General features: G+C 45.5%; 19 protein-coding genes. 15 read left to right on the forward strand and 4 right to left on the reverse strand.

Annotated features, from left to right (window positions below):
* Positions 1–344 precede the first annotated feature (344 nt).
* The gene (gene queG / locus J4N43_RS01240; RefSeq protein WP_005381370.1) at positions 345–1,472 is read right to left on the reverse strand and encodes a tRNA epoxyqueuosine(34) reductase QueG; all 1,128 of its coding nucleotides are present in this window, start codon (positions 1,470–1,472) and stop codon (positions 345–347) included.
* A 276-nt stretch (positions 1,473–1,748) separates the two neighbouring features.
* Here queG and tsaE point away from each other — a divergent pair, with 276 nt between their 5' ends.
* From tsaE to hflC, 8 genes are all read left to right on the forward strand, one after another.
* Positions 1,749–2,213, forward strand: a complete 465-nt coding sequence (tsaE, locus tag J4N43_RS01245; protein WP_005381372.1) for a tRNA (adenosine(37)-N6)-threonylcarbamoyltransferase complex ATPase subunit type 1 TsaE — start codon at positions 1,749–1,751, stop codon at positions 2,211–2,213.
* Positions 2,207–3,916, forward strand: a complete 1,710-nt coding sequence (locus J4N43_RS01250; RefSeq protein WP_005381374.1) for an N-acetylmuramoyl-L-alanine amidase — start codon at positions 2,207–2,209, stop codon at positions 3,914–3,916. The genes tsaE and J4N43_RS01250 overlap by 7 nt, the downstream gene beginning before the upstream one ends.
* Positions 3,917–3,934: 18 nt before the next feature.
* Positions 3,935–5,947: a DNA mismatch repair endonuclease MutL gene (gene mutL / locus J4N43_RS01255; RefSeq protein ID WP_053303034.1), complete on the forward strand. Its 2,013-nt coding sequence runs from the start codon at positions 3,935–3,937 to the stop codon at positions 5,945–5,947.
* Positions 5,944–6,876 carry a tRNA (adenosine(37)-N6)-dimethylallyltransferase MiaA gene (gene miaA, locus J4N43_RS01260; RefSeq protein ID WP_053303035.1) on the forward strand — a complete coding sequence of 311 codons (933 nt, stop codon included), beginning with the start codon at positions 5,944–5,946 and terminating at the stop codon, positions 6,874–6,876. The genes mutL and miaA overlap by 4 nt, the downstream gene beginning before the upstream one ends.
* A 194-nt stretch (positions 6,877–7,070) precedes the next feature.
* The gene (gene hfq, locus J4N43_RS01265; protein WP_005381379.1) at positions 7,071–7,334 is read left to right on the forward strand and encodes an RNA chaperone Hfq; all 264 of its coding nucleotides are present in this window, start codon (positions 7,071–7,073) and stop codon (positions 7,332–7,334) included.
* 38 nt (positions 7,335–7,372) lie between these two features.
* Positions 7,373–8,662, forward strand: coding sequence for a ribosome rescue GTPase HflX (gene hflX, locus J4N43_RS01270; protein WP_005381380.1), 1,290 nt, complete (start codon positions 7,373–7,375; stop codon positions 8,660–8,662).
* 45 nt (positions 8,663–8,707) lie between these two features.
* Positions 8,708–9,913 carry an FtsH protease activity modulator HflK gene (hflK, locus tag J4N43_RS01275; RefSeq protein ID WP_062730813.1) on the forward strand — a complete coding sequence of 402 codons (1,206 nt, stop codon included), beginning with the start codon at positions 8,708–8,710 and terminating at the stop codon, positions 9,911–9,913.
* Between the two features lie 2 nt (positions 9,914–9,915).
* The gene (hflC, locus tag J4N43_RS01280) at positions 9,916–10,896 is read left to right on the forward strand and encodes a protease modulator HflC (RefSeq protein WP_005381382.1); all 981 of its coding nucleotides are present in this window, start codon (positions 9,916–9,918) and stop codon (positions 10,894–10,896) included.
* Positions 10,897–10,959: 63 nt separating this feature from the next.
* Here the strand turns inward: hflC and J4N43_RS01285 are convergent, their stop codons facing one another.
* Complete coding sequence (locus tag J4N43_RS01285; RefSeq protein ID WP_005381383.1) at positions 10,960–11,145, reverse strand: DUF2065 domain-containing protein; 186 nt, start codon at positions 11,143–11,145, stop codon at positions 10,960–10,962.
* Between the two features lie 172 nt (positions 11,146–11,317).
* Between J4N43_RS01285 and J4N43_RS01290 the strand changes: the two genes are divergently transcribed.
* Positions 11,318–12,634 (forward strand): adenylosuccinate synthase, encoded by a 1,317-nt coding sequence (locus tag J4N43_RS01290; protein ID WP_005381385.1) that lies wholly within the window; start codon positions 11,318–11,320, stop codon positions 12,632–12,634.
* A 216-nt stretch (positions 12,635–12,850) separates the two neighbouring features.
* The gene (motX, locus tag J4N43_RS01295; protein ID WP_005381388.1) at positions 12,851–13,486 is read left to right on the forward strand and encodes a flagellar protein MotX; all 636 of its coding nucleotides are present in this window, start codon (positions 12,851–12,853) and stop codon (positions 13,484–13,486) included.
* A gap of 80 nt (positions 13,487–13,566) precedes the next feature.
* Here motX and hmpA read toward each other — a convergent pair whose 3' ends face one another.
* Positions 13,567–14,751, reverse strand: a complete 1,185-nt coding sequence (gene hmpA / locus J4N43_RS01300) for an NO-inducible flavohemoprotein (RefSeq protein ID WP_005381390.1) — start codon at positions 14,749–14,751, stop codon at positions 13,567–13,569.
* Between the two features lie 157 nt (positions 14,752–14,908).
* Here hmpA and nsrR point away from each other — a divergent pair, with 157 nt between their 5' ends.
* The 5 genes from nsrR (at position 14,909) to trpS (ending at position 20,713) form a co-directional block, all read left to right on the forward strand.
* Complete coding sequence (nsrR, locus tag J4N43_RS01305) at positions 14,909–15,334, forward strand: nitric oxide-sensing transcriptional repressor NsrR (RefSeq protein WP_005381392.1); 426 nt, start codon at positions 14,909–14,911, stop codon at positions 15,332–15,334.
* 115 nt (positions 15,335–15,449) lie between these two features.
* A complete protein-coding gene (rnr, locus tag J4N43_RS01310; protein ID WP_017821742.1) occupies positions 15,450–17,957 on the forward strand; it encodes a ribonuclease R in 2,508 nt (835 codons plus the stop codon).
* 70 nt (positions 17,958–18,027) lie between these two features.
* The gene (gene rlmB / locus J4N43_RS01315; RefSeq protein ID WP_053350716.1) at positions 18,028–18,771 is read left to right on the forward strand and encodes a 23S rRNA (guanosine(2251)-2'-O)-methyltransferase RlmB; all 744 of its coding nucleotides are present in this window, start codon (positions 18,028–18,030) and stop codon (positions 18,769–18,771) included.
* A 122-nt stretch (positions 18,772–18,893) separates the two neighbouring features.
* The gene (locus J4N43_RS01320; protein ID WP_017633734.1) at positions 18,894–19,580 is read left to right on the forward strand and encodes a phosphoglycolate phosphatase; all 687 of its coding nucleotides are present in this window, start codon (positions 18,894–18,896) and stop codon (positions 19,578–19,580) included.
* A 116-nt stretch (positions 19,581–19,696) separates the two neighbouring features.
* Positions 19,697–20,713 (forward strand): tryptophan--tRNA ligase, encoded by a 1,017-nt coding sequence (trpS, locus tag J4N43_RS01325; protein ID WP_005381398.1) that lies wholly within the window; start codon positions 19,697–19,699, stop codon positions 20,711–20,713.
* A gap of 57 nt (positions 20,714–20,770) precedes the next feature.
* On the opposite strand, the gene J4N43_RS01330 is transcribed toward trpS, so the two are convergent.
* Positions 20,771–21,145 (reverse strand): hypothetical protein, encoded by a 375-nt coding sequence (locus tag J4N43_RS01330; protein WP_005381401.1) that lies wholly within the window; start codon positions 21,143–21,145, stop codon positions 20,771–20,773.
* Positions 21,146–21,552 lie beyond the last annotated feature (407 nt).

Consider the following 21,552-nt stretch of genomic DNA (forward strand, 5'->3'; position numbering starts at 1 on the left):
GTCGTTCTGTGGATAAGTTGGTTGATAAAGTGTTTTTAGCTTGACTTTTTATGATGGGGAAGAAAGATCTTTTCTCTAAAGTGAAGTTGAAACAACAAAGAAATATCAATTAAATCTTTGTTATATAAAGAAAAAATAAGTTTTTTGTCGGATCGAGTACGTTAAAATACGATCATTAACTGGTATTTTTTTGATCCTAGTCATTTCTCCGAGCTGTGTTTAACTTTTTTCTGCTAGCTTGTTTTTCTTGAATCTCAAATTTTTTTCCACATTACAAAATTGAGAACAAGGTCATGAATTGAACATGCAAAAGTACTTTCAATCTCTTGCATATAGACTACGCTCTATGCGTCTCTCGGCAGTCCCTTCTCGACTATCCTTATTAAGCGTTGCTTTTTCGTCTCTATAGATGAATTACTCTCAGTGGGGAGTTGATTCAGTTGCTCTGTCAAAGCCCATTTAATGTGCTCATCAAGTAATTTATTTTCACCTTGCCGACTTTCCAGCGCATCTATGATTCGCTGACTATATTCTGCATTACCAAGTGCGACAGCGATGTTACGTAGCCACTGTATATGACCAATACGACGGATAGCGGAGCCTTCCATATTTTTTAGAAAAGTCGCTTCATCCCAGTTAAACATGTCGACGAGGTCAGGGTTTTTGAAACTGTCACGACGGTGGAAATCATCTTGCTCCGTTATGTCGGCGTAGCGGTTCCATGGGCAAACCAATTGACAGTCGTCACAACCATAAATGCGGTTACCCATTGGCTTTCGAAACTCTTCAGGAATCACGCCATCGAACTCGATGGTGAGATAAGAGATACAACGCCTGGCATCGACAACTTTGTCTTCAACGATGGCTTGTGTTGGGCATGATGTAATGCATGCTTTGCATTTACCGCACTGATCAACGCTTGGCTCATCTACGGGTAGTGGTAAGTCGATAAGTAGTTCACCTAAAAAGAACCACGATCCACAGTCTTGATCTAAAATCAGGGAATGTTTCCCGGTCCAACCTAAGCCCGCTTTTTGGGCGAGAGGTCGCTCTAATATTGGTGCGGAATCAACGAAAGGTCGGTAACCATATTGACCAACCTCTTGTTCAATAAGTTTGCCGAGCTTATTTAGCTGCTTTCTGACGAGCTTGTGATAATCGCGCCCTAGTGCGTAGCGGCTAATATAGGCATGACTTTTATTCGCGAGGTTCGAAGCGAATTGAGCCTCTGGTGGCAGATAGTCCATCCGGACGCTGATAACACGAACGGTTCCCGGGAGTAGCTCATGGGGTCTAGCACGCATCATACCGTGACGAGCCATCCAATCCATTGAGCCGTGATAGCCTGCATCAAGCCATTTTTGTAGTGCTGCTTCATGTTCACTCAGATCAACGTCGCAGATCCCAACTTTTTGGAAGCCGAGTTCTTTTCCCCAAACTTTGATTTGTTGTGCGAGTTGTTCGTAGTTCATGTTAACCACCGGAATAAAGGGGGGCGGATCTTAACGGATCTCTGGCTTTGGTGCTACCCAGTTAGGTACGTTTTTGATGTTGTGAATAGTGCTTATTGAAGTCATTTGCATATATTCTAAATCTAGGTCGATACTAAGATGATTAAGATACCGTTTATTGGATACTTTTTTCGCACATATGACATTTGAAAGCTTGTCTCTCAAAACCAACACGGTTTACTATTCCTGTTCTTTTGATTTTTATATAGTCAACGATCATTAGTTAGAGAAGCATCAATGAGCACGAAACAATTCAATTTAAAAGATGAGCATGAAACGGTTGCACTAGGCACCGCTTTGGCTCAGCTTTGTTCCCAGCAAACCACAATTTATCTGCATGGTGATTTGGGTGCAGGTAAAACAACCTTTAGTCGTGGTTTTGTCCGTGCTCTTGGTCATCAAGGTAACGTGAAAAGTCCAACTTATACTCTAGTCGAACCGTACCAGTTGGATCAGTGGCAAGTATATCACTTCGACCTTTATCGTCTTGCGGATCCTGAAGAGCTTGAGTTTATGGGGATTCGAGACTATTTCACAGACGATGCGATTTGCTTGGTTGAATGGCCTGAAAAAGGGCATGGCTTACTGCCACAACCGGATCTTGATGTAAACATTCGCTACCAAGGTGAGCAACGTGTAGCCGAACTAACAGCTAATAATGATTATGGTGTGCAGTTACTCAGTCGATTGGAGCTATGTTGAGTTTTTCAAATTTTAGAGTAGTGGCGACGTTTGTCGCCACTTTTCTCCTTCTCATCCCCAATTTAGCATTTGCTAACGTCGTTAAGAGTTTTCGAGTTTGGCCTTCACCTGATGAAACGCGTGTTGTCATCGATTTAGGCTCGGAAGCTGACTATTCCTATTTCTCTTTATCAGGGCCGGATCGCCTTGTCGTGGATTTAAAAAGCACGACGATGCAGGCCAAACTGCCTGTTACTGTTACGGATAGCCCTGTTTTAAAACTGGTACGAAAAAGCTCGCCTCCAGAGAAGGGCACTTATCGTTTGGTGTTTGAACTAAAAAAGAGCGTTCAAGCGGAATTATTTAAATTAAGCCCAACACCAGGTGGGCAGTATGGTCACCGCTTGGTGATTGATTTACCGCACGGTAAGAAGGCATCGACCTCTAAACCGAGTAAGCCAGCGGCGGCCAGCAAAGACATGAGTTCAGTTCAACGAGCTCAAGAAGTGTTAATTGTTATCGACCCTGGTCACGGTGGGGAAGACCCTGGCTCTATTGGCCCTTCACGTCGTAAGTACGAGAAAGATGCGGTATTGAGTATCTCAAGAAAAATTGCTGCTCAGCTCGATGCGACTCCTGGTATTAAAACGCGCATGACTCGTACGGGAGATTATTTTGTAAACTTAAACCGTCGTGTCGCGATTGCTCGTGAAAATGATGCGCACTTGCTGATTTCCATTCACGCAGATGCGTTTACTTCACCGAAGCCTCGCGGTGGATCGGTCTTCGTACTAAATACTCGTCGTGCAAATACCGAAATTGCTCGTTGGGTCGAGAACCATGAGAAACAGTCTGAGTTATTGGGCGGCTCGGGTAATGCGTTCTTCACGAAGACAAAAGATCGTAACGTGAACCAAACTTTGTTGGACTTGCAGTTTAGTCATTCACAAAAAGAAGGCTATAAGCTGGCAACAGAAATCCTAGGTGAGATGGGACGTGTTGCGCACCTGCATAACACCAAACCGATCAACACCAGCCTTGCGGTTTTGCGCTCTCCACAGATTCCGTCTGTGCTAGTGGAAACGGGCTTTATTTCTAACCCAACAGAAGAGCGTTTACTGTTTCAACGAGCGCACCAAGATAAGTTAGCTCAGGCTATCACTAAGGCGGTCGTCAAGTACTTAAAAGATAACCCACCAGAGGGTACGGTGTTCTCGCCTTCAGCGAAGCCAATGGTACATATTGTAAAGCGTGGCGAGTCATTATCGGTGATCGCGAACAAATATGGGCTTAGCTCTAAAGCGCTGATGTCGGCAAACAACTTGAAGTCGACAGGCTTGGCAATTGGTCAGAAGCTCAACATTCCTTCTGCTGGTACGATTAAAGTGCCAAGTAAACCGATTACTGTTGAGACAGAAACCATTACGCACAAGGTTAAGTCTGGTGAGTTCTTAGGTAAGATTGCGAATCACTATAAAGTGAAGGTTTCAGATATCCGCCGAGAGAATAACTTGAAGTCAGATACCTTGTGGGTAGGGCAAAAGTTGAAGATAACGGTCGCGGTAAAAGATAAACCGATTCGTAAGCACAAGGTTTCTCGGGGTGAGTTCCTTGGCAAAATAGCGTCCAAATACGGCGTTAGCGTATCGAGCATTCGTAAAGCGAATAACTTACGCTCTGATCAGCTAGCGGTTGGGCAAGTCCTGATCATTCCAAACAAGTAGGTGAGCTTCTAACTCATTATGACGATTAAAATTTTGCCAGCCAGACTTGCAAACCAAATCGCCGCAGGGGAAGTGGTCGAAAGACCTGCTTCTGTGATTAAAGAGCTGGTTGAAAATAGTCTTGATTCTGGCGCAACTCGAATCGATATCGATATCGAGAAAGGAGGCGCAAAGCTGATTCGTGTTCGTGATAACGGAAAAGGTATCGCGAAAGATGAACTCGGCTTAGCGCTCAGTCGTCATGCGACATCTAAGATACATACCTTAGATGATCTCGAAGCCATTATGAGTCTAGGTTTTCGCGGTGAAGCGTTAGCCAGTATTAGCTCAGTCTCGCGTTTGACGCTCACGTCGCGTCCTGCGGCACAAGAAGAAGCCTGGAGTGCCTACTCCGAAGGGCGTGATATGCAGGTGAAGCTTAAGCCAGCAGCGCACCCGATTGGCACTACCGTTGAGGTGTTGGACTTATTTTTTAATACTCCAGCGCGTCGCAAGTTTCTTCGTACGGAGAAAACCGAATTTGCTCATATTGATGAGTTATTGAAACGCATTGCGTTAAGCCGCTTTGATGTCACCATCAATGTGCGTCATAACGGCAAGATCATCCGTCAATATCGCGCGGCGAAAAATCAGCTTCAAACCGAAAAGCGTATTGCTGCTGTCTGCGGTAATGCGTTTGTGCGGCATATGCTCAGAATCGAGCTTGAGCATCAAGGGTTAAAGTTACATGGGTGGATTACCACACCAGAGGGAGCAAGGCAGCAAAGCGATTTACAATATTGCTATGTGAATGGCCGAATGATGCGTGACAAATTAATCAATCACGCGATTCGTCAAAGCTATGAAATGAGCTTAAAGCCAGATCAGTTTGCTGCGTATGTGCTCTTTATTGAGCTAGATCCGCACCAAGTAGATGTGAATGTTCACCCTGCTAAGCATGAAGTGCGTTTCCACCAAGCTCGTTTGGTGCATGATTTCATCTATCAAGCTTTGACGGATGCACTTTCACAAAGCGCCGTGATTGATAAACCACAGGTGAATGAATCGGCATTTCATCGCGTGGAACCGACTGAGTCTGAAGAGATTGAGCATTCGCCAGAGCCTGAAAAAGTACAAGAGCCAGCATCTTCACCAGTACCAGAACGGGTTTATCAAGCGATAGAGAGTACACCGGCTTATCCTGGACGCAGTGATTATGAAGTGAAGCCTCGTAATAGCGGTCCTAGTGAAACCTCCGTGCGAGAGGCGCGCGTAGTGGAGTCATTCAAACGTAATGATTGGGTGGAATCCAAACCCGCACCAAAGCCAAGTCACAGTAAAGAGCGCCACGTAGAACCAGCGCCAACTAAACAAGAAGTACGCGCTTATCACGAGCTGTTGAAAACGCCAGAGTTTGAGGCTCAGGCAGTCACTCCAATAGCGCCCCAAACGATAACTTCGCACACATCAATGCCATCGATTACTGCATTAGGCAAAGCGCTGATGGTGGTCGATGAACAATTTGTTTTGATGGACAGTGACAGTGGGGCGGCGTTAGTCTCGTTACCTAGAGCAGAATTTTATCGTGTAAAAGGCCAGCTCACTCCAAGCGATGGTGCACTTAAGGCACAACCTCTGCTTGTTCCTCTATCTATTAAGTTAGAGGCCGAATTAGTGAGACTGGCCCAAGATTATCAACAAGATTTGGCATTGCTTGGTATTCAATTGAAAGCGAGAAACGAGCACGCCTTAATGGTGATGGGCGTTCCAGCTCCGCTGCGTCAACAAAACTTACAAAATTTAGTACCAGATCTGTTATCTTACGCGCAATCTTGTGTGAACGAAGGTATAGCAGCGGCTCAGATGCTGTCTGAGTTGATAGATTGGCTCGCATTACAGGTCACGACAGTGAAGAGTCACTATACTTTTTCTGAAGCCATTCAAATTATTGCGGAACTTGAACAGCTAAGACATGGTCAATTGCCATTAGAAGATACAAAATTCGTATCCGCTGTTGATTTCTCTGCCACGATAGCCAAATTAAAACCATGACAGATAAACTACCTTTGGCGCTATTTTTAATGGGGCCAACTGCATCAGGCAAAACTGAGCTGGCGATTAGTCTTCGTCAAAAGTTTCCGATTGAGATCATCAGTGTTGATTCTGCTTTGATCTACAAAGGGATGGATATCGGTACGGCGAAACCGGATGAAAAAGAGTTAAGTTTGGCGCCTCATCGCTTGATAGATATTTTGGATCCAAGTGAATCTTACTCTGTCGCCGACTTTCGTCGAGATGCATTGAAAGCGATGGATGATATTGTTGCAGAAGGAAAAATTCCACTTCTTGTGGGTGGAACAATGCTGTATTACAAGGCGTTACTTGAAGGTTTATCACCACTTCCTGCTGCAAATCCTGAAATTCGTCAGCAAATTGAACAAGAGGCATTGACTAAAGGTTGGTCAGTGTTGCACGATGAACTCAAAGAGGTTGATCCTGTGTCAGCCGCGAGAATCCATCCCAATGATCCCCAACGTTTATCTCGGGCATTGGAAGTTTTTCGCATTTCAGGTAAAACTTTGACTGAATTGACTCAAACGAAAGGTGAAAGCCTACCATACCGAGTCAAGCAGTTTGCAATAGCTCCCAAGGATAGGGCAGAACTTCACCGTCGGATTGAACTCCGTTTCGAGAAGATGATGGAAGCGGGCTTTGAAGAAGAAATGAAAGCGTTACATTCGCGAAAAGATCTTCACCCCGATCTTCCTTCCATACGATGCGTCGGTTACCGACAGATGTGGGAGTATTTAGATGGGGAGTGTACACGTGACGAAGCGGTATTTCGTGGCGTATGCGCGACTCGTCAATTGGCCAAGCGTCAAATCACCTGGTTACGCAGCTGGGATGATTTAACTTGGTTGGATAGCGAGAACATTGAACAGGCATTAGAAACGATGTCGGAAGCAATAGCATCTGATTGACATAGCTGTGTATAATGTGATCGTTTTTGCGTGAACGCACTCTCAAAGGATCTGTTGTTGGCGGTTTTTATACTATGCTGCTAATTACTTAGAGTGCATTTTTGATTCGTTTAGCTCAGATGCAAAAGCCGTATCTTTTGCATTGCACCACTAGCTAAATAATTACAACTACAAATTAAATAAGGAAAATAAAAATGGCTAAGGGGCAATCTCTACAAGACCCATTTCTAAACGCGCTACGTCGTGAGCGTATCCCGGTATCTATCTACCTTGTGAATGGTATTAAACTACAAGGTCAGATCGAATCATTCGATCAATTTGTGATCCTGCTGAAGAATACTGTTAACCAAATGGTGTACAAGCACGCGATCTCAACAGTTGTGCCGGCTCGTCCAGTGAGCCATCACAGCGGTGAACGTCCACAAGGTGAGCGTCCACAAGAGAAATCAGAAGATTAATTCTTCATCGAGTATTTTTAAAATAAGGAGTTGATTGCTTGTTTGACCGTTATGAATCCGGTGAGCGAGCCGTACTTGTTCATATCAACTTCACGCAAGAAGGTGAATGGGAAGATCTGGCTGAGTTCGAAATGCTGGTTTCTTCTGCTGGGGTAGAGGCGCTACAAGTGGTAACTGGTAGTCGTCAATCCCCACACCCGAAATACTATGTCGGAGAGGGTAAGGCCCAAGAGATTGCTACAGCGGTACAATCAACGGGTGCCGAAATTGTGATTTTTAATCACGCCCTCTCTCCTGCCCAAGAACGTAACCTCGAAGCACTGTGCCAATGTCGAGTTCTCGACCGCACTGGTCTTATTCTCGATATCTTTGCTCAACGAGCTCGAACACACGAAGGTAAGCTACAGGTAGAGCTGGCTCAACTTCGTCATATCTCTACTCGTTTGATTCGTGGTTGGACGCACCTTGAAAGGCAGAAAGGTGGTATCGGTTTACGTGGCCCGGGTGAAACCCAGCTGGAAACCGACCGTCGCTTATTGCGTGACAGAATCAAAGCCATCCTGCGACGCTTAGACAAAGTAGCGAAGCAGCGTGAACAAGGGCGCCGCGCCCGAAATCGAGCTGAAATCCCAACGGTTTCACTTGTGGGTTACACCAACGCGGGTAAGTCGACACTCTTCAACCGTATTACAGAAGCTGGCGTGTACGCGGCTGATCAATTATTTGCTACTTTGGACCCGACTTTACGTAAGATAGAGTTAGCAGATGTTGGCCCTGCCATCTTGGCAGACACGGTTGGTTTTATTCGACATTTGCCACACGACTTGGTTGCGGCCTTCAAGGCAACCTTGCAGGAAACGCAAGAAGCTGACATTTTGTTACATGTTGTTGATGCCAGTGATGAGCGTTTTCGTGAGAATATTCAAGCTGTTCATGAAGTACTAGAAGAGATCGACGCGCATGAAGTGCCGACTCTGGTTGTCATGAACAAAATCGACAATCTAGATTCGCAGAAACCACGTATAGAACGAGACGAGGAAGGCGTACCTCGCGCAGTTTGGGTTTCAGCAATGGATGGGTTGGGCATTGATGTCCTGTTTGAGGCTCTGACGGAACGTCTGGCGTCACAAATGGTCGAGCATCAGTTGCGAATTCCTCCACAGTATCAAGGACGATTCCGTAGTACCTTCTTCCAAATGAAGTGTATTCAACGTGAGGAATATGACCAGGATGGTAACTTGTTGATCGATATTCGAATGCAGCAAGTAGATTGGTCTAGACTTGAAAAAAGAGAAGGGGCAGTTTTGACTGGCTTTATAGTCACTTAAAGGACTGCTACAGTATAACGTCATATCAAATGATGGAGCTTTCTAATGGCGTGGAATGAGCCTGGAAATAACAACGGCAACAATGGCCGCGATAATGACCCTTGGGGTAATAATAATCGTGGTGGCCAGCGTCCTGGTGGCCGAGATCAAGGTCCGCCAGATTTAGATGAAGTGTTCAACAAACTGAGTCAAAAGCTGGGCGGCAAGTTTGGTAAAAAAGGCGGCGGTGGTTCTCCAATCGGCGGCGGTGGTGGTAGTGCAATTGGCTTTGGCGTGATTGCTCTGATTGCTGTTGCAGTTTGGTTCTTCGCTGGTTTTTACACCATCGGTGAAGCAGAGCGTGGTGTTGTACTGCGTTTAGGTAAATACGATCGTATCGTAGACCCAGGTCTTAACTGGCGTCCTCGCTTTATTGATGAGTACGAAGCGGTAAACGTACAAGCGATTCGTTCACTACGTGCATCTGGTCTAATGCTGACTAAAGATGAAAACGTTGTAACAGTTGCGATGGATGTTCAGTACCGAGTGACTGACCCATACAAATACTTGTACCGTGTAACCAATGCAGACGACAGCTTGCGTCAAGCAACGGATTCTGCACTACGTGCAGTAATTGGTGACTCATTGATGGATAGCATTCTAACCAGTGGTCGTCAGCAAATTCGTCAAACTACGCAAGAAACACTTAACCAAATCATTGATAGCTATGATATGGGTCTGGTACTTGTTGATGTGAACTTCCAGTCTGCTCGTCCACCAGAGCAAGTGAAAGATGCGTTTGATGATGCAATCGCAGCACGTGAGGATGAAGAGCGTTTCATTCGTGAAGCTGAAGCATACAAGAACGAAATCTTGCCTAAGGCAACGGGTCGTGCAGAGCGTTTGAAGAAAGAAGCACAAGGTTACAATGAGCGTGTCACTAACGAGGCTCTTGGTCAGGTAGCACAGTTCGAAAAACTACTACCAGAATACCAAGCAGCGCCTGGTGTAACGCGTGATCGTCTGTACATTGACGCAATGGAAGAGGTGTACTCAAGCGCTTCGAAAGTGTTGATTGACTCGGAATCAAGCGGCAATCTTCTTTACCTTCCAATCGATAAGTTGGCGGGACAAGAGGGCAAAGCAGATACCAAACGTAAATCGAAGTCATCTTCAACCTATGATCAAATTCAACTTGAGTCTGATCGTACACAAGAAGACACTTCGAACTCGCAGTCTCGTTCAACAGGTTCACGTCAAGGGAGATACTAAGAATGCGTAAGTTAATGATCCCTGTACTGGTAATCGCACTGGCATTAATGTTGATGTCTTTGTTTGTGATTCCTGAAGGTGAGCGCGGTATCGTGGTTCGATTTGGTCGTGTCTTGAAAGACAATAACGACATCACTCGAATTTACGAGCCTGGTCTGCATTTCAAGATGCCTTTGTTTGACCGTGTGAAACAACTTGATGCACGTATCCAAACAATGGATGGTCGTGCCGACCGTTTCGTAACGTCCGAGAAAAAAGACGTTATCATTGATACCTACGTGAAGTGGCGTATTGAAGATTTTGGTCGCTACTACCTCGCGACAGGCGGTGGTAACTCGCTAACGGCAGAGGCACTACTTGAGCGTAAAGTGACGGACGTGCTTCGTTCTGAAATCGGTGCTCGTGAAATCAAACAGATCGTATCTGGTCCACGTAACGATGATGTGCTACCAGAAGACGCAAGTGCCGATGTTGTCGCAACTGAAGCGGCTCGTGAGGCGCTTGAGATTGATGGTGAACGCGACCTAATCATGTCTGAAGTATTGAAAGACACGCGTGAAAGCGCAATGAAAGACTTGGGTGTTCGTGTCGTTGATTTCCGAATGAAGAAAATCAACCTGCCTGATGAAATCAGTGAGTCTATCTACCGTCGTATGCGTGCGGAGCGTGAGTCCGTTGCTCGTAAGCACCGTTCTCAAGGTCGTGAAAAAGCGGAAGTTATTCGTGCTCAAGCAGAACTAGAAGTAGCAACTATTCTAGCTGAAGCTGATAAAACTGCGCGTGTGACACGAGGTGAGGCGGATGCTGAAGCTGCGAAGATTTATGCTGAAGCATACAACAAAGACCCTGAGTTCTTTAGCTTCCTACGTTCGCTACGTGCGTATGAGAAGTCCTTCAGCTCTAAGAGCGATATTCTGGTGCTTGATCCGAAGAGTGAGTTCTTCCAATACATGAACCAGTCGAAGGGCAGCATGGAGAAATAATCTCCGCGTCTCATTGAAATAAAAGGCTCCTTAGGGAGCCTTTTTTGTATCTGATGCTAAGTGCTAGCTCATCATGATGGCGATGACGGCTCCAGCAACTACTAGGCAGCCACCGATGCGTCGTAGCTGATTGTTGGGTTGTTCACTTAATTGAGCCACCATATTCCGCCAACCGTTAGGAGCAATCAGTGGCCCAATGCCTTCCACGATCAAGACGAGCCCAATCGCCAACCATATGGATTCAGACATAGCGCTTTCCAGTCGAATAGAGAAAGCTAAATACTATCAGTGATATGCTGATTTCAAAATGAACAAAGCGGCAAGATGACATTCTGGTAGCAACTCTGTGAACAAAAAATGACTGCAAGAAGCGTGATTCGGTGCTAGAATCCATTTTTAACTAGCAATCAGACTTGGAAAGATGGGAAATAACGTAGTCGTTCTAGGCACCCAATGGGGTGACGAAGGTAAAGGTAAAATCGTAGACCTTTTAACTGAAGATGCAAAATACGTGGTACGCTACCAAGGCGGTCACAACGCAGGTCACACTCTCGTAATTGACGGTGAAAAAACCGTTCTTCACTTAATTCCATCAGGTATCCTTCGCGATAACGTAAAATGTGTTATCGGTAACGGTGTTGTACTATCACCTGAAGCTCTACTTAAAGAAATGAAGCCTCTTGAAGAGCGCGGTATTCCAGTACGCGAGCGTCTTTTCATTTCTGAAGCATGTCCGCTAATTCTTCCTTACCACGTTGCAATGGACCAAGCTCGCGAAATCGCTCGCGGTAAAAAAGCTATCGGTACTACTGGTCGTGGTATCGGTCCAGCATACGAAGATAAAGTTGCTCGTCGCGGTCTACGCGTTGGCGACCTATTCGATATGGCGACTTTCGCAGAGAAGCTAAAAGAAGTCATGGAGTTCCATAACTTCCAACTAGTTAACTTCTACAAAGCGGAGCCAGTAAGCTACGAAGAAGTACTTGAGCAAGCTAAAGGCTACGCTGAACTACTAACGTCAATGGTTATCGACGTAACTGACGAACTAGACGCAGCACGTAAGCGCGGCGACAAGATCATGTTCGAAGGTGCACAAGGTACACTACTTGATATCGACCACGGTACTTACCCGTACGTAACGTCTTCTAACACGACTGCTGGTGGTGTTGCTGCAGGTTCTGGTTTTGGTCCTCGTCACATCGGTTACATCTTGGGTATCGCAAAAGCGTACTGTACTCGCGTTGGTGCTGGTCCATTCCCGACTGAACTATACGACGGTTTAGATAAGCAAGATCCAATTGGTAAGCACTTAGGTGAAGTTGGCCACGAGTTCGGTGCGACAACTGGTCGTCTACGTCGTACAGGTTGGTTCGATGCTGTTGCTATGCGTCGTGCAATCCAAATCAACTCTGTATCTGGTTTCTGTCTAACTAAACTAGACGTACTAGATGGTCTAGAAGAGCTAAAAATCTGTACTGGTTACAAGATGGAAGATGGCTCTGTGCTAGAAGTTTCTCCGATGGCTGCTGAAGCATTCGAAAAAGCAACGCCAATCTACGAAACAATGCCTGGTTGGTCTGAGAACACATTTGGTGCTAAGTCACTAGATGCTCTACCACAAGCCGCTCTTGACTACATCAAGCGTATTGAAGAGCTAACTGGCGTTCCAGTAGACATCATCTCTACAGGTCCTGACCGTAACGAAACTATCATCAAAGTTCACCCATTCGAAGCTTAATTGATAGCCGTTAAAGATTGCAAAAGCCGACCTTCTGGTCGGCTTTTTTGTATCTGAACAAAAACAGCGTGACTCTCATATGGCAAGCTTTTGCCGCTGAGCCTAAATCAGAGGCAAAAATTGTCTAAAGCTTAGCTGTTTTTTGCCGATAAGGTTATCAAGCAGAGGAGATCCTTCACCGATCTTTGGTTTCTTAGATACCTTAAGGGTACGTTTATGAAGTTACGAACAGTGGCTGCTTCACTGTTGTTGACCTTGGTTGCTACCACAGTGAAAGCCAATGTTGCTGATGTGGGGGCACCAGTTCCGATCTATACCGAAGCAGAGCTGATAAAGCTTATTGAGCAAAATAAGCACTTACAACGTGTGCGCGCTGATAACTGCCAGCTGGTGGAGGATATCGTAGCTCGTGCGACTCGAATTAACTTACCCGCTTATGAATTTCTGTACGGAGATATGTTGGCTTGGGGGGTGTGTGTCGAGCAAGATGTCGAACTGGGTCTTTACTACATCGAAAATGCAGCGCATCAGGGGTTACCAGCTGCACTAGAGCAGATTGGCCGATACTATTCGCGTGGCACTTTAGTACAGCAAGATAAAGAACGTGCAATTCCATATTTGCGAGAAGCTGCGTCAATGGGAAACCTAAACGCGCGTATTCATCTGGCCGAGTTGCTTTTACGTGATTATGGCAGTCCACTCGATTACGAAGATGCGTATCGTTGGTTATATAACTCTGTCACAGCAGATAAGCGGCAGCATAAGCGCATAACTGTATTGAGAAACGGCCTTGAACAGCGCATGCCACAAAACGTTATTGCTCGAGCTAAACGGCGAGACACCTTTTGGTAACGCTTCAATATTGCAAACAACTTCATACAACAAAGCCCACGTCACGTGGGCTTTGTTGTTTTCCCGATAGTTGGTAGCGCTTAAACCACTTTGTGTGGACCGAAGCATTCGTAATGGAATTGCTCTTCTGGTACGCCAAGTTCTAATAGCTGTTTCGCTACGTGCTGCATAAATCCTACAGGACCACAGAAGTATACCTGCACGTTATCTTGCTTTAATGCAGCTTCAATTTCATACAGATTGACAAAGCCCGTGAAGTGGAAGTCTTCGCCTAGCTTGTCTTCTGCCGTTGGTTGGTTATACCAAACGAGCGCGTTCATATTTTCTTTTTCTGCAACGAGTTGGTTTACGTGTTGCTTGAAAGCATGCTGTTGGCCATTTTCTGTTGCATGAACCCAAGTTACAGGTGCTTGATGTGCTGAGAGACTTTCTAGCATTGACAGCGTTGGAGTAAGTCCCACACCAGCAGAAATTAGAACAACGGGTGTTTGTGGTTCGGCATCCATAAAGAAATCACCGGCAGGGGCCGCAAGCTGCACTTTTTCGCCAATGTTCAGGCTATCGTGCAGGTAGTTCGACACTTTTCCGCCTTCTTCACGTTTTACTGAGATACGGTAGGTGTTCTCTTGGACCGCAGAAGACAGGCTATATTGGCGAATTTCTTGGTTTTCTAACTGGTCACTGTTGATGTAGATGCCAAGGTATTGTCCCGGTTTATACGGCGCCACTTTTTGGCCATCGGTTGGCTTGAACACAAAGCTGCAAATGTGTTCGCTCTCAATCTTTTTATCGACTAATTCAAATTCGCGTAGACCGCGCCAGCCGCCTTCCAAAGCTTCATTTTGTTGGTAAATTTGTTCTTCGCGCTGAATAAATACATTCGCAAGTACGCCGTAAGCCTCAGCCCAAGCATCCAACACTTCTTGACCTGGATTAAAAAGCTCATCGATTGTCGCAAGTAAATGCTTACCAACGATTTGGTACTGATCTTCTGTGATCAAAAAGCTCGTGTGCTTATGCGCAATTTTCTCTACTGCGCCAAGCAGAGCTGGCAAATTTTCAATATTGGCAGCATAGGCACAGATAGCGTTGAATAATGCTTCACGCTGATCGCCGTTACGCTGGTTACTCATGTTAAAAATATCTTTCAACTCAGGGTTATGAGTAAACATACGCTCGTAAAAGTGCGCGGTCAGTTTTGGTCCTGTTTCGGCGATGAGTGGTGCGGTCGCTTTGACGATCTCGATAGTTTGATTGCTGAGCATAAGGGCTTCCTACTTTAAGTTGTATTTATAATGCATGTTTAAAGTTGTATCTCAAATGTATCTTTCGATCAAGAAAAGATTTACACTTTTATCGATAGCTCAAGTTTGGGGTTTTAGCATCACCAGTGGGTTATTGAGTCGCACTTTGGGAGAGAATATGCAGTTAACTAGTTTCACTGATTATGCGTTGAGAACCTTAATTTTCTTGGCTTCGTTGCCGGAAGATGAGTTAACCAGCATTACCGAAGTGACGGATTTATTTGGTGTGTCGCGCAACCATATGGTTAAAGTTATCAATCGGTTAGGGCAGTTGGGTTATGTCCATACCGTGCGCGGAAAAAACGGTGGTATCCGGCTGATGAAGCCAGCGTCTGAAATCACAGTCGGTGGTGTTGTGCGCGATTTAGAGCCGTTAGATTTAGTCAACTGTGGTGTGGATTTTTGCCATATTACCCCTGCTTGCCGCCTCAAAGATAAATTGGCGAAAGCAAAAAGTGCCTTTCTGGCGGAGTTGGATGACTGCACGATTGAATCCTTGCTCAGTGACAATTCTGAACTTTTGATCTTGCTGGCTCGTCCTTAACTCATTTGCATGCCTAGAGTCGATCTCGATCATTCTTTTTTCAAAGCAATTCTGTAGCTTATCGAGAGACTCAGATATACTAGCCATATACCTTCCTTGCTAGATAGGCGTGCCTATGTCAGACAATATTCCAAACGATCCTTTTGCAGATCGTGAATCCAAAAATTACGAAAATCCAATTCCAAGCCGAGAGTTTATCATCGAGTTTCTAGAGCAAGCGGGCGTTCCAATGAATCGTAACGACTTGTTTGAGGCACTAAAGCTTGAGGGCGAAGAGCAATACGAAGGGTTGCGTCGTCGGCTACGTGCGATGGAGCGAGATGGCCAACTGGTGTTTACCCGCCGTCAGTGCTATGCATTGCCTGAAAAACTTGAAATGGTGAAAGGTTACGTGATTGGTCATCGTGATGGCCATGGTTGGGTACGTCCAGAAGGCAGCGTCGGCAAGGATGATGATATTCTGTTACCGCACCATCAGATGAAGAACATCATCCACGGTGATTTTGTCTTAGTGCAACCGACAGACAACAGCAAGCGCGGCCGCCGTGAAGGACGTTTGGTGCGTGTGCTAGAGGAGCGCAATGATCAAATCGTTGGTCGTTTCTTCCTTGAATATGGATACTCCTATGTTGTCCCAGATGACTCGCGTATCAGCCAAGATATCCTGATCCCAAATGAGCACAAAGCGGGTGCACGCATGGGTAACGTAGTCGTAATTGAAATTACTGATCGTGGCTCACGCTCACGCGGCATGATGGGTAAAGTGGTTGAAGTCCTTGGTGAAAACATGGCACCAGGTATGGAAACACAAATTGCGATTCGTACACACCAAATCCCTCACGAATGGCCAGAAGCCGTCGATAAACAAATCGAAAACTTAGGCGAAGAAGTACCAGAAGAAGCGAAAGTTGGTCGTGTGGATCTACGTGATTTGCCACTAGTGACCATTGACGGCGAAGACGCACGAGACTTTGATGATGCCGTTTACTGTGAAAAGAACAAAGAAGGTGGTTGGCGTTTATGGGTAGCGATTGCTGACGTCAGTTACTACGTTCGTCCTGACTCTGCGTTGGACAAAGAAGCGATCAATCGTGGTAACTCAGTATATTTCCCTTCGCAAGTTGTGCCAATGTTGCCAGAAGTACTGTCGAACGGTCTATGTTCGCTTAACCCGCAAGTAGATCGCTTGTGTATGGTGTGCGAAATGACCATTTCCGATACAGGTAAGCTGTCTGGTTACAAGCATTACGAGGCGGTGATGAACTCGCACGCTCGTCTCACATATAGCAAAGTGAGCGCGATTCTAGAAGGGGATGAAGAACTACGTGAGCGCTACCAGCCGCTTGTTTCTCATCTAGAAGAGTTGCACAAGATGTACAAAGTGCTGAAAGAAGCACGAGATCAACGCGGTGCAATCGAATTTGAAACCGTTGAAACCAAATTTATTTTCAATGCGGAACGTAAAATCGAAAGCATTGAGCCAGTAATTCGTAATGACGCGCATAAGATCATCGAAGAATGTATGATTTTAGCCAACATTGCTTCGGCATCGCTGGTAGAAAAAGCGAAAGAGCCCGCGCTTTATCGTATCCACGAATCTCCAGGTGAATTACGCCTGCAAGGTTTCCGTGACTTCTTAAGTGAACTTGGTCTTGAGCTAAAAGGTGGTTTAGAGCCTTCACCAACGGACTATGCTGATCTCGCACGTCAAATCTCCGGGCGTCAAGATCAAGAGTTGATTCAGACCATGCTGCTACGCTCAATGAAGCAAGCGGTATACAACGCAGATAACGCGGGGCACTTTGGGTTGGCATTGAAACGCTATGCGCACTTTACGTCGCCAATTCGTCGTTACCCTGACTTGTTACTTCACCGTGCAATCAAGTATCTGATTGCTAAAGAAGAAGGTCGTAATCAAGATCGCTGGACACCAACAGGTGGCTATCATTACTCGTTTGACGACATGGATTTTTACGGCGAACAATGTTCGATGACAGAGCGCCGTGCTGATGATGCAACACGTGATGTTGCGGATTGGCTGAAGTGTGAATATATGCAAGACCACGTCGGTGACGAACTAGACGGTGTTATTGCTAATGTCACTAGCTTTGGCTTCTTTGTACGTTTAACGGATTTGCACATCGATGGTTTGGTACATATTTCTACCCTTGCGAACGACTACTATCAATTTGACCCGATTGGTCAACGACTTATTGGTGAAAGTTTCGGTAACATCTACCGCTTAGGTGATGCAGTAAAAGTAAAAGTACTGGCTGTTAACCTCGATGATAAGCAAATTGACTTTGAATTGGTCGAAACAAGTCGTAAGCTACGCGGCGAAGGTAAGACTGCGAAGAAACGCGCAGCGGAAGCAAAGCGCAAAGCGAAAGATAAAAAACGCGCTGCGACTCGCTCTTCATCGAAGGAAGGTGGCGCGGCTCGTGCAGTTCCTGCGATAGAGCCAACTAAACGCCCAGAAGAAACGGGCGCAACGAGTAAGCGTAATGGCCCAAAACGTGGTGACGCCGAAGGCAACGAGAAGCCTAAAGTGAAAAAAGCACGTAAAAAGAAGCCGCACAGTAAGCCGAAGAAAACCAAGCGCACTAAAAAAGAAGCGCAGTAGTAGGTTGAAGCGCCAACTTAGTTCAAACTTGGTTGGCGCAGGCAATACGACCAGAACAACAGGTTAAACAATGAGTAACGAATTTATCTACGGCATTCACGCAGTGAAGGCGGTATTGGAGCGCGAACCAGAGCGTTTTATCGAGGCGTACGTTTTAAAAGGTCGTCAAGATGATCGCCTAATGCCAATCCTAAATGATCTTCAGGTTTGTGGTGTTTCTATTCAGCAGATGACACGTAAAACTTTGGATGACAAAGCGCGCGGTGCAAATCACCAAGGCATCATCGCTCGTGTGAAACCAGCGAAGCAGCTGAATGAGAACGATATAGATGACATCCTGGCGCAGCACGAATCACCACTGCTATTAGTGTTAGACGGAGTGACCGATCCACACAATCTTGGTGCGTGTTTACGTAACGCAGATGCGGCAGGTGCTGCGGCGATCATCGTACCGAAAGATCGTTCTGCGCCAATGAATGCGACGGTAAGTAAAGTCGCTTGTGGTGCAGCTGAAGTCGTACCATTGATCCGAGTAACGAACTTGGCTCGTACTATGCGTACATTGCAAGAGAAAGGCATCTGGTTTGTTGGTACTGCGGGTGAAGCAACGCACGACATCTACCAAGCCAAACTGACTGGACCCCTTGCTATCGTAATGGGGGCAGAAGGTGACGGTATGCGTCGTCTGACTTGTGAAACCTGCGACGATTTGATTAAGATCCCAATGGCTGGTAGCGTTTCAAGCTTGAACGTATCTGTGGCATCCGGCATCTGTTTGTTTGAGGCAGTTCGTCAGCGTATTGCTGCAAAGTAAGTGCTAAATAAGTTAATAAACAAACAGTTACTGCAAAGTTAGACATAATGATAAAAACAAAGGATGGGGTGCCATCCTTTGTCGTTTTCACCGATTTATAAATAAAAATCCTCAGGGAAGTTATGACTCAACAAGACATTAAATTCATCGCCTTCGATCTAGATGGTACTTTGCTTGATAGCGTGCCAGATCTAGCTGTCGCGGCAGACCAAGCAGTACAGGCGCTTGGCTTTCCATCGGTTTCAGAAGAACAAGTTCGTGATTACGTGGGTAACGGTGCAGACGTGCTTATTGGTCGCTCATTAAGCCAAAGCCTGACCATCAACCCGGAGCTGAGTGAAGAGCTTCGTGCTAAAGCGCGTGTATTGTTTGATGATTACTACGAGCAAAGCGGTCACAAGCTAAGTCATCTTTACCCAACGGTAAAAGAGACACTAGCAGAGCTGCACAAAGCGGGCTTTGTTATGGCGTTGGTGACCAACAAACCTTCAAAGTTTGTGCCTGACGTTTTGGAAAAGCACGACATCGCAAAATACTTCGTTGATGTCCTTGGCGGTGATGCATTCCCAGAGAAAAAACCAAACCCAGTAGCATTGAACTGGTTGATGGAAAAGCACCAAACCCAACCAAGTGAAATGCTGATGGTTGGCGACTCGAAAAACGATATTCTCGCAGCAAAGAATGCAGGCTGTGCCTCATTTGGTCTGACATATGGTTACAACCACGGTGAACCTATTTCAGCATCAAATCCAGATTTCGTCGCTGACAGTTTGGCAGAATTATTGGACGTTGTAGCGGTTTCTGCATAACGGCTACAAAAGAGCTTCCAAAATACTCGTTAATGAGTACACTGAGTAAACCGTGCACCTATTACTGCACGGTTTTTTTCATTTAATTAGATTAAGAAGTCAAAGGAATCATTCTAATGAGCAAACCCATTGTATTGAGTGGTGTTCAACCTTCAGGTGAACTAAGTATCGGTAACTACTTGGGTGCTCTACGTCAATGGCAGCAGATGCAAGACGATTATGATTGCCAATATTGTGTGGTAGACCTTCACGCGATTACGGTTCGTCAGGACCCTAAAGCGCTGCATGAAGCAACTCTAGACGCACTGGCAATTTGTCTGGCAGTTGGTGTTGACCCGAAGAAGAGCACGCTATTTGTTCAGTCACATGTACCAGAGCATGCTCAATTAGGTTGGCTTCTTAACTGCTACACTCAAATGGGTGAGCTGAGCCGTATGACTCAGTTTAAAGACAAATCGGCACGTTACGCGAATGACGTAAACGTCGGCCTATTTGACTACCCGGTGTTGATGGCGGCTGACATTTTGCTTTACGGTGCACACCAAGTACCTGTAGGCAGTGACCAGAAGCAACATCTAGAATTAGCGCGCGATATCGCAACGCGTTTCAACAATATTTACTCGCCAGAGCAGCCAATCTTCCAAGTTCCAGAGCCTTACATTCCGACAGTAAATGCGCGTGTAATGAGCCTTCAAGACGCAACGAAGAAGATGTCTAAATCTGATGACAACCGTAAGAACGTTATCACGCTGCTGGAAGAGCCTAAGTCGATCCTTAAGAAGATCAACAAAGCGCAAACCGATACCGAAACGCCACCAAGTATCCGTCATGATATCGAGAACAAGGCGGGCATTGCTAACCTAATGGGTCTGTACTCTGCGGCGACAGGCATGAGCTTCGAAGAGATTGAAGCGAAGTACCAAGGCGTAGAAATGTATGGCCCATTTAAGAAAGATGTTGGTGAGGCAGTTGTAGCAATGCTTGAGCCAATTCAAGCAGAATATCACCGTATTCGCGCTGATCGTGCTTACATGGACGAGGTAATGCAGCAAGGCGCTGAGAAAGCCTCGGCACGAGCGGCTGAAACGCTTAAGAAAGCATACGAAGCAGTAGGTTTTGTAGCTCGCCCATAGTTGCTAAGAACGAATACGAAAAAGCTCCACTTTGGTGGAGCTTTTTTTATGCCTGTATTACTGAAATGGTGTGTCTTTCATACAGCGTTCCATGTCGTAATATTCAACACGTCCTCGAGCCCCTAGAAAGGCAGACTTCACAACCATGCCTCTATCAATGAAGTAACTAAGCTGTACGCATGATATATCGTAGCTGAGTTCTTTAATTCTCGCTGGAATCCAGTAGGTTCCTGGCGTTCTTAGACGCTGAGTAAAGGTAATAACACCCTCGTCACTGACTTCTAGCTCTTCAATACCATCCAGTTCATTTTTGGCTGATTCGATGATGTCTTGATTCGCCGTAGGTTGAAGTGGCTCACTGGCGGTCAACTGACACCCCGCTATCAAGCCAAGTAGGGAGAGAGCTAGCACACTGCGTTGAATTTTTTTCATTTGTCGTTCCTGGGTTTACAGCTAATGAGATCTTATTGTCTCGCGCAGGTGTTATATCTTTTGTGTATGTTTTTGGCTAGTGAGTAATGAAAAGTTATTGAATAAATCATGAAAACTTTGAAGTATGAGGGGCCTGTATAAGAGAGAACGAAGCGAGTAATAGATTCTTGGGCTTGAACAGTGATACAAGTGAAAATTAAAGCATTCTAAATTAGTGACTAATTATATTTTTTATTTGTAACGGAACGGTTGGGTTAATAAGCAACTCAACAAGTGATGTATTTTCTACTCCTTAACATGAAGTGAAAAAGTAAACTGAGTAATCAATCTAAATTCTGACTTGTTTATCAATAGCGCTCTGTATTTATTACAAAAAATGTTTGAATGGGATGCTCTGGCATATTTTC

The organism is Vibrio sp. SCSIO 43009, from assembly GCF_023716525.1.
In the GTDB taxonomy this organism is placed as follows: Bacteria; Pseudomonadota; Gammaproteobacteria; order Enterobacterales; family Vibrionaceae; genus Vibrio; species Vibrio alginolyticus.

Bases quoted from the DNA above. Each gene is read 5' to 3' on its own strand.
- J4N43_RS01250 (WP_005381374.1), top strand. From the start codon at position 2,207: ATGTTGAGTTTTTCAAATTTTAGAGTAGTGGCGACGTTTGTCGCCACT.
- motX (WP_005381388.1), top strand. From the start codon at position 12,851: ATGAAGTTACGAACAGTGGCTGCTTCACTGTTGTTGACCTTGGTTGCT.
- tsaE (WP_005381372.1), top strand. From the start codon at position 1,749: ATGAGCACGAAACAATTCAATTTAAAAGATGAGCATGAAACGGTTGCA.
- queG (WP_005381370.1), bottom strand. From the start codon at position 1,472: ATGAACTACGAACAACTCGCACAACAAATCAAAGTTTGGGGAAAAGAA.
- hflK (WP_062730813.1), top strand. From the start codon at position 8,708: ATGGCGTGGAATGAGCCTGGAAATAACAACGGCAACAATGGCCGCGAT.
- rlmB (WP_053350716.1), top strand. From the start codon at position 18,028: ATGAGTAACGAATTTATCTACGGCATTCACGCAGTGAAGGCGGTATTG.
- J4N43_RS01285 (WP_005381383.1), bottom strand. From the start codon at position 11,145: ATGTCTGAATCCATATGGTTGGCGATTGGGCTCGTCTTGATCGTGGAA.
- J4N43_RS01330 (WP_005381401.1), bottom strand. From the start codon at position 21,145: ATGAAAAAAATTCAACGCAGTGTGCTAGCTCTCTCCCTACTTGGCTTG.
- hfq (WP_005381379.1), top strand. From the start codon at position 7,071: ATGGCTAAGGGGCAATCTCTACAAGACCCATTTCTAAACGCGCTACGT.
- nsrR (WP_005381392.1), top strand. From the start codon at position 14,909: ATGCAGTTAACTAGTTTCACTGATTATGCGTTGAGAACCTTAATTTTC.
- mutL (WP_053303034.1), top strand. From the start codon at position 3,935: ATGACGATTAAAATTTTGCCAGCCAGACTTGCAAACCAAATCGCCGCA.
- J4N43_RS01320 (WP_017633734.1), top strand. From the start codon at position 18,894: ATGACTCAACAAGACATTAAATTCATCGCCTTCGATCTAGATGGTACT.
- rnr (WP_017821742.1), top strand. From the start codon at position 15,450: ATGTCAGACAATATTCCAAACGATCCTTTTGCAGATCGTGAATCCAAA.
- trpS (WP_005381398.1), top strand. From the start codon at position 19,697: ATGAGCAAACCCATTGTATTGAGTGGTGTTCAACCTTCAGGTGAACTA.
- hflC (WP_005381382.1), top strand. From the start codon at position 9,916: ATGCGTAAGTTAATGATCCCTGTACTGGTAATCGCACTGGCATTAATG.
- miaA (WP_053303035.1), top strand. From the start codon at position 5,944: ATGACAGATAAACTACCTTTGGCGCTATTTTTAATGGGGCCAACTGCA.
- hmpA (WP_005381390.1), bottom strand. From the start codon at position 14,751: ATGCTCAGCAATCAAACTATCGAGATCGTCAAAGCGACCGCACCACTC.
- J4N43_RS01290 (WP_005381385.1), top strand. From the start codon at position 11,318: ATGGGAAATAACGTAGTCGTTCTAGGCACCCAATGGGGTGACGAAGGT.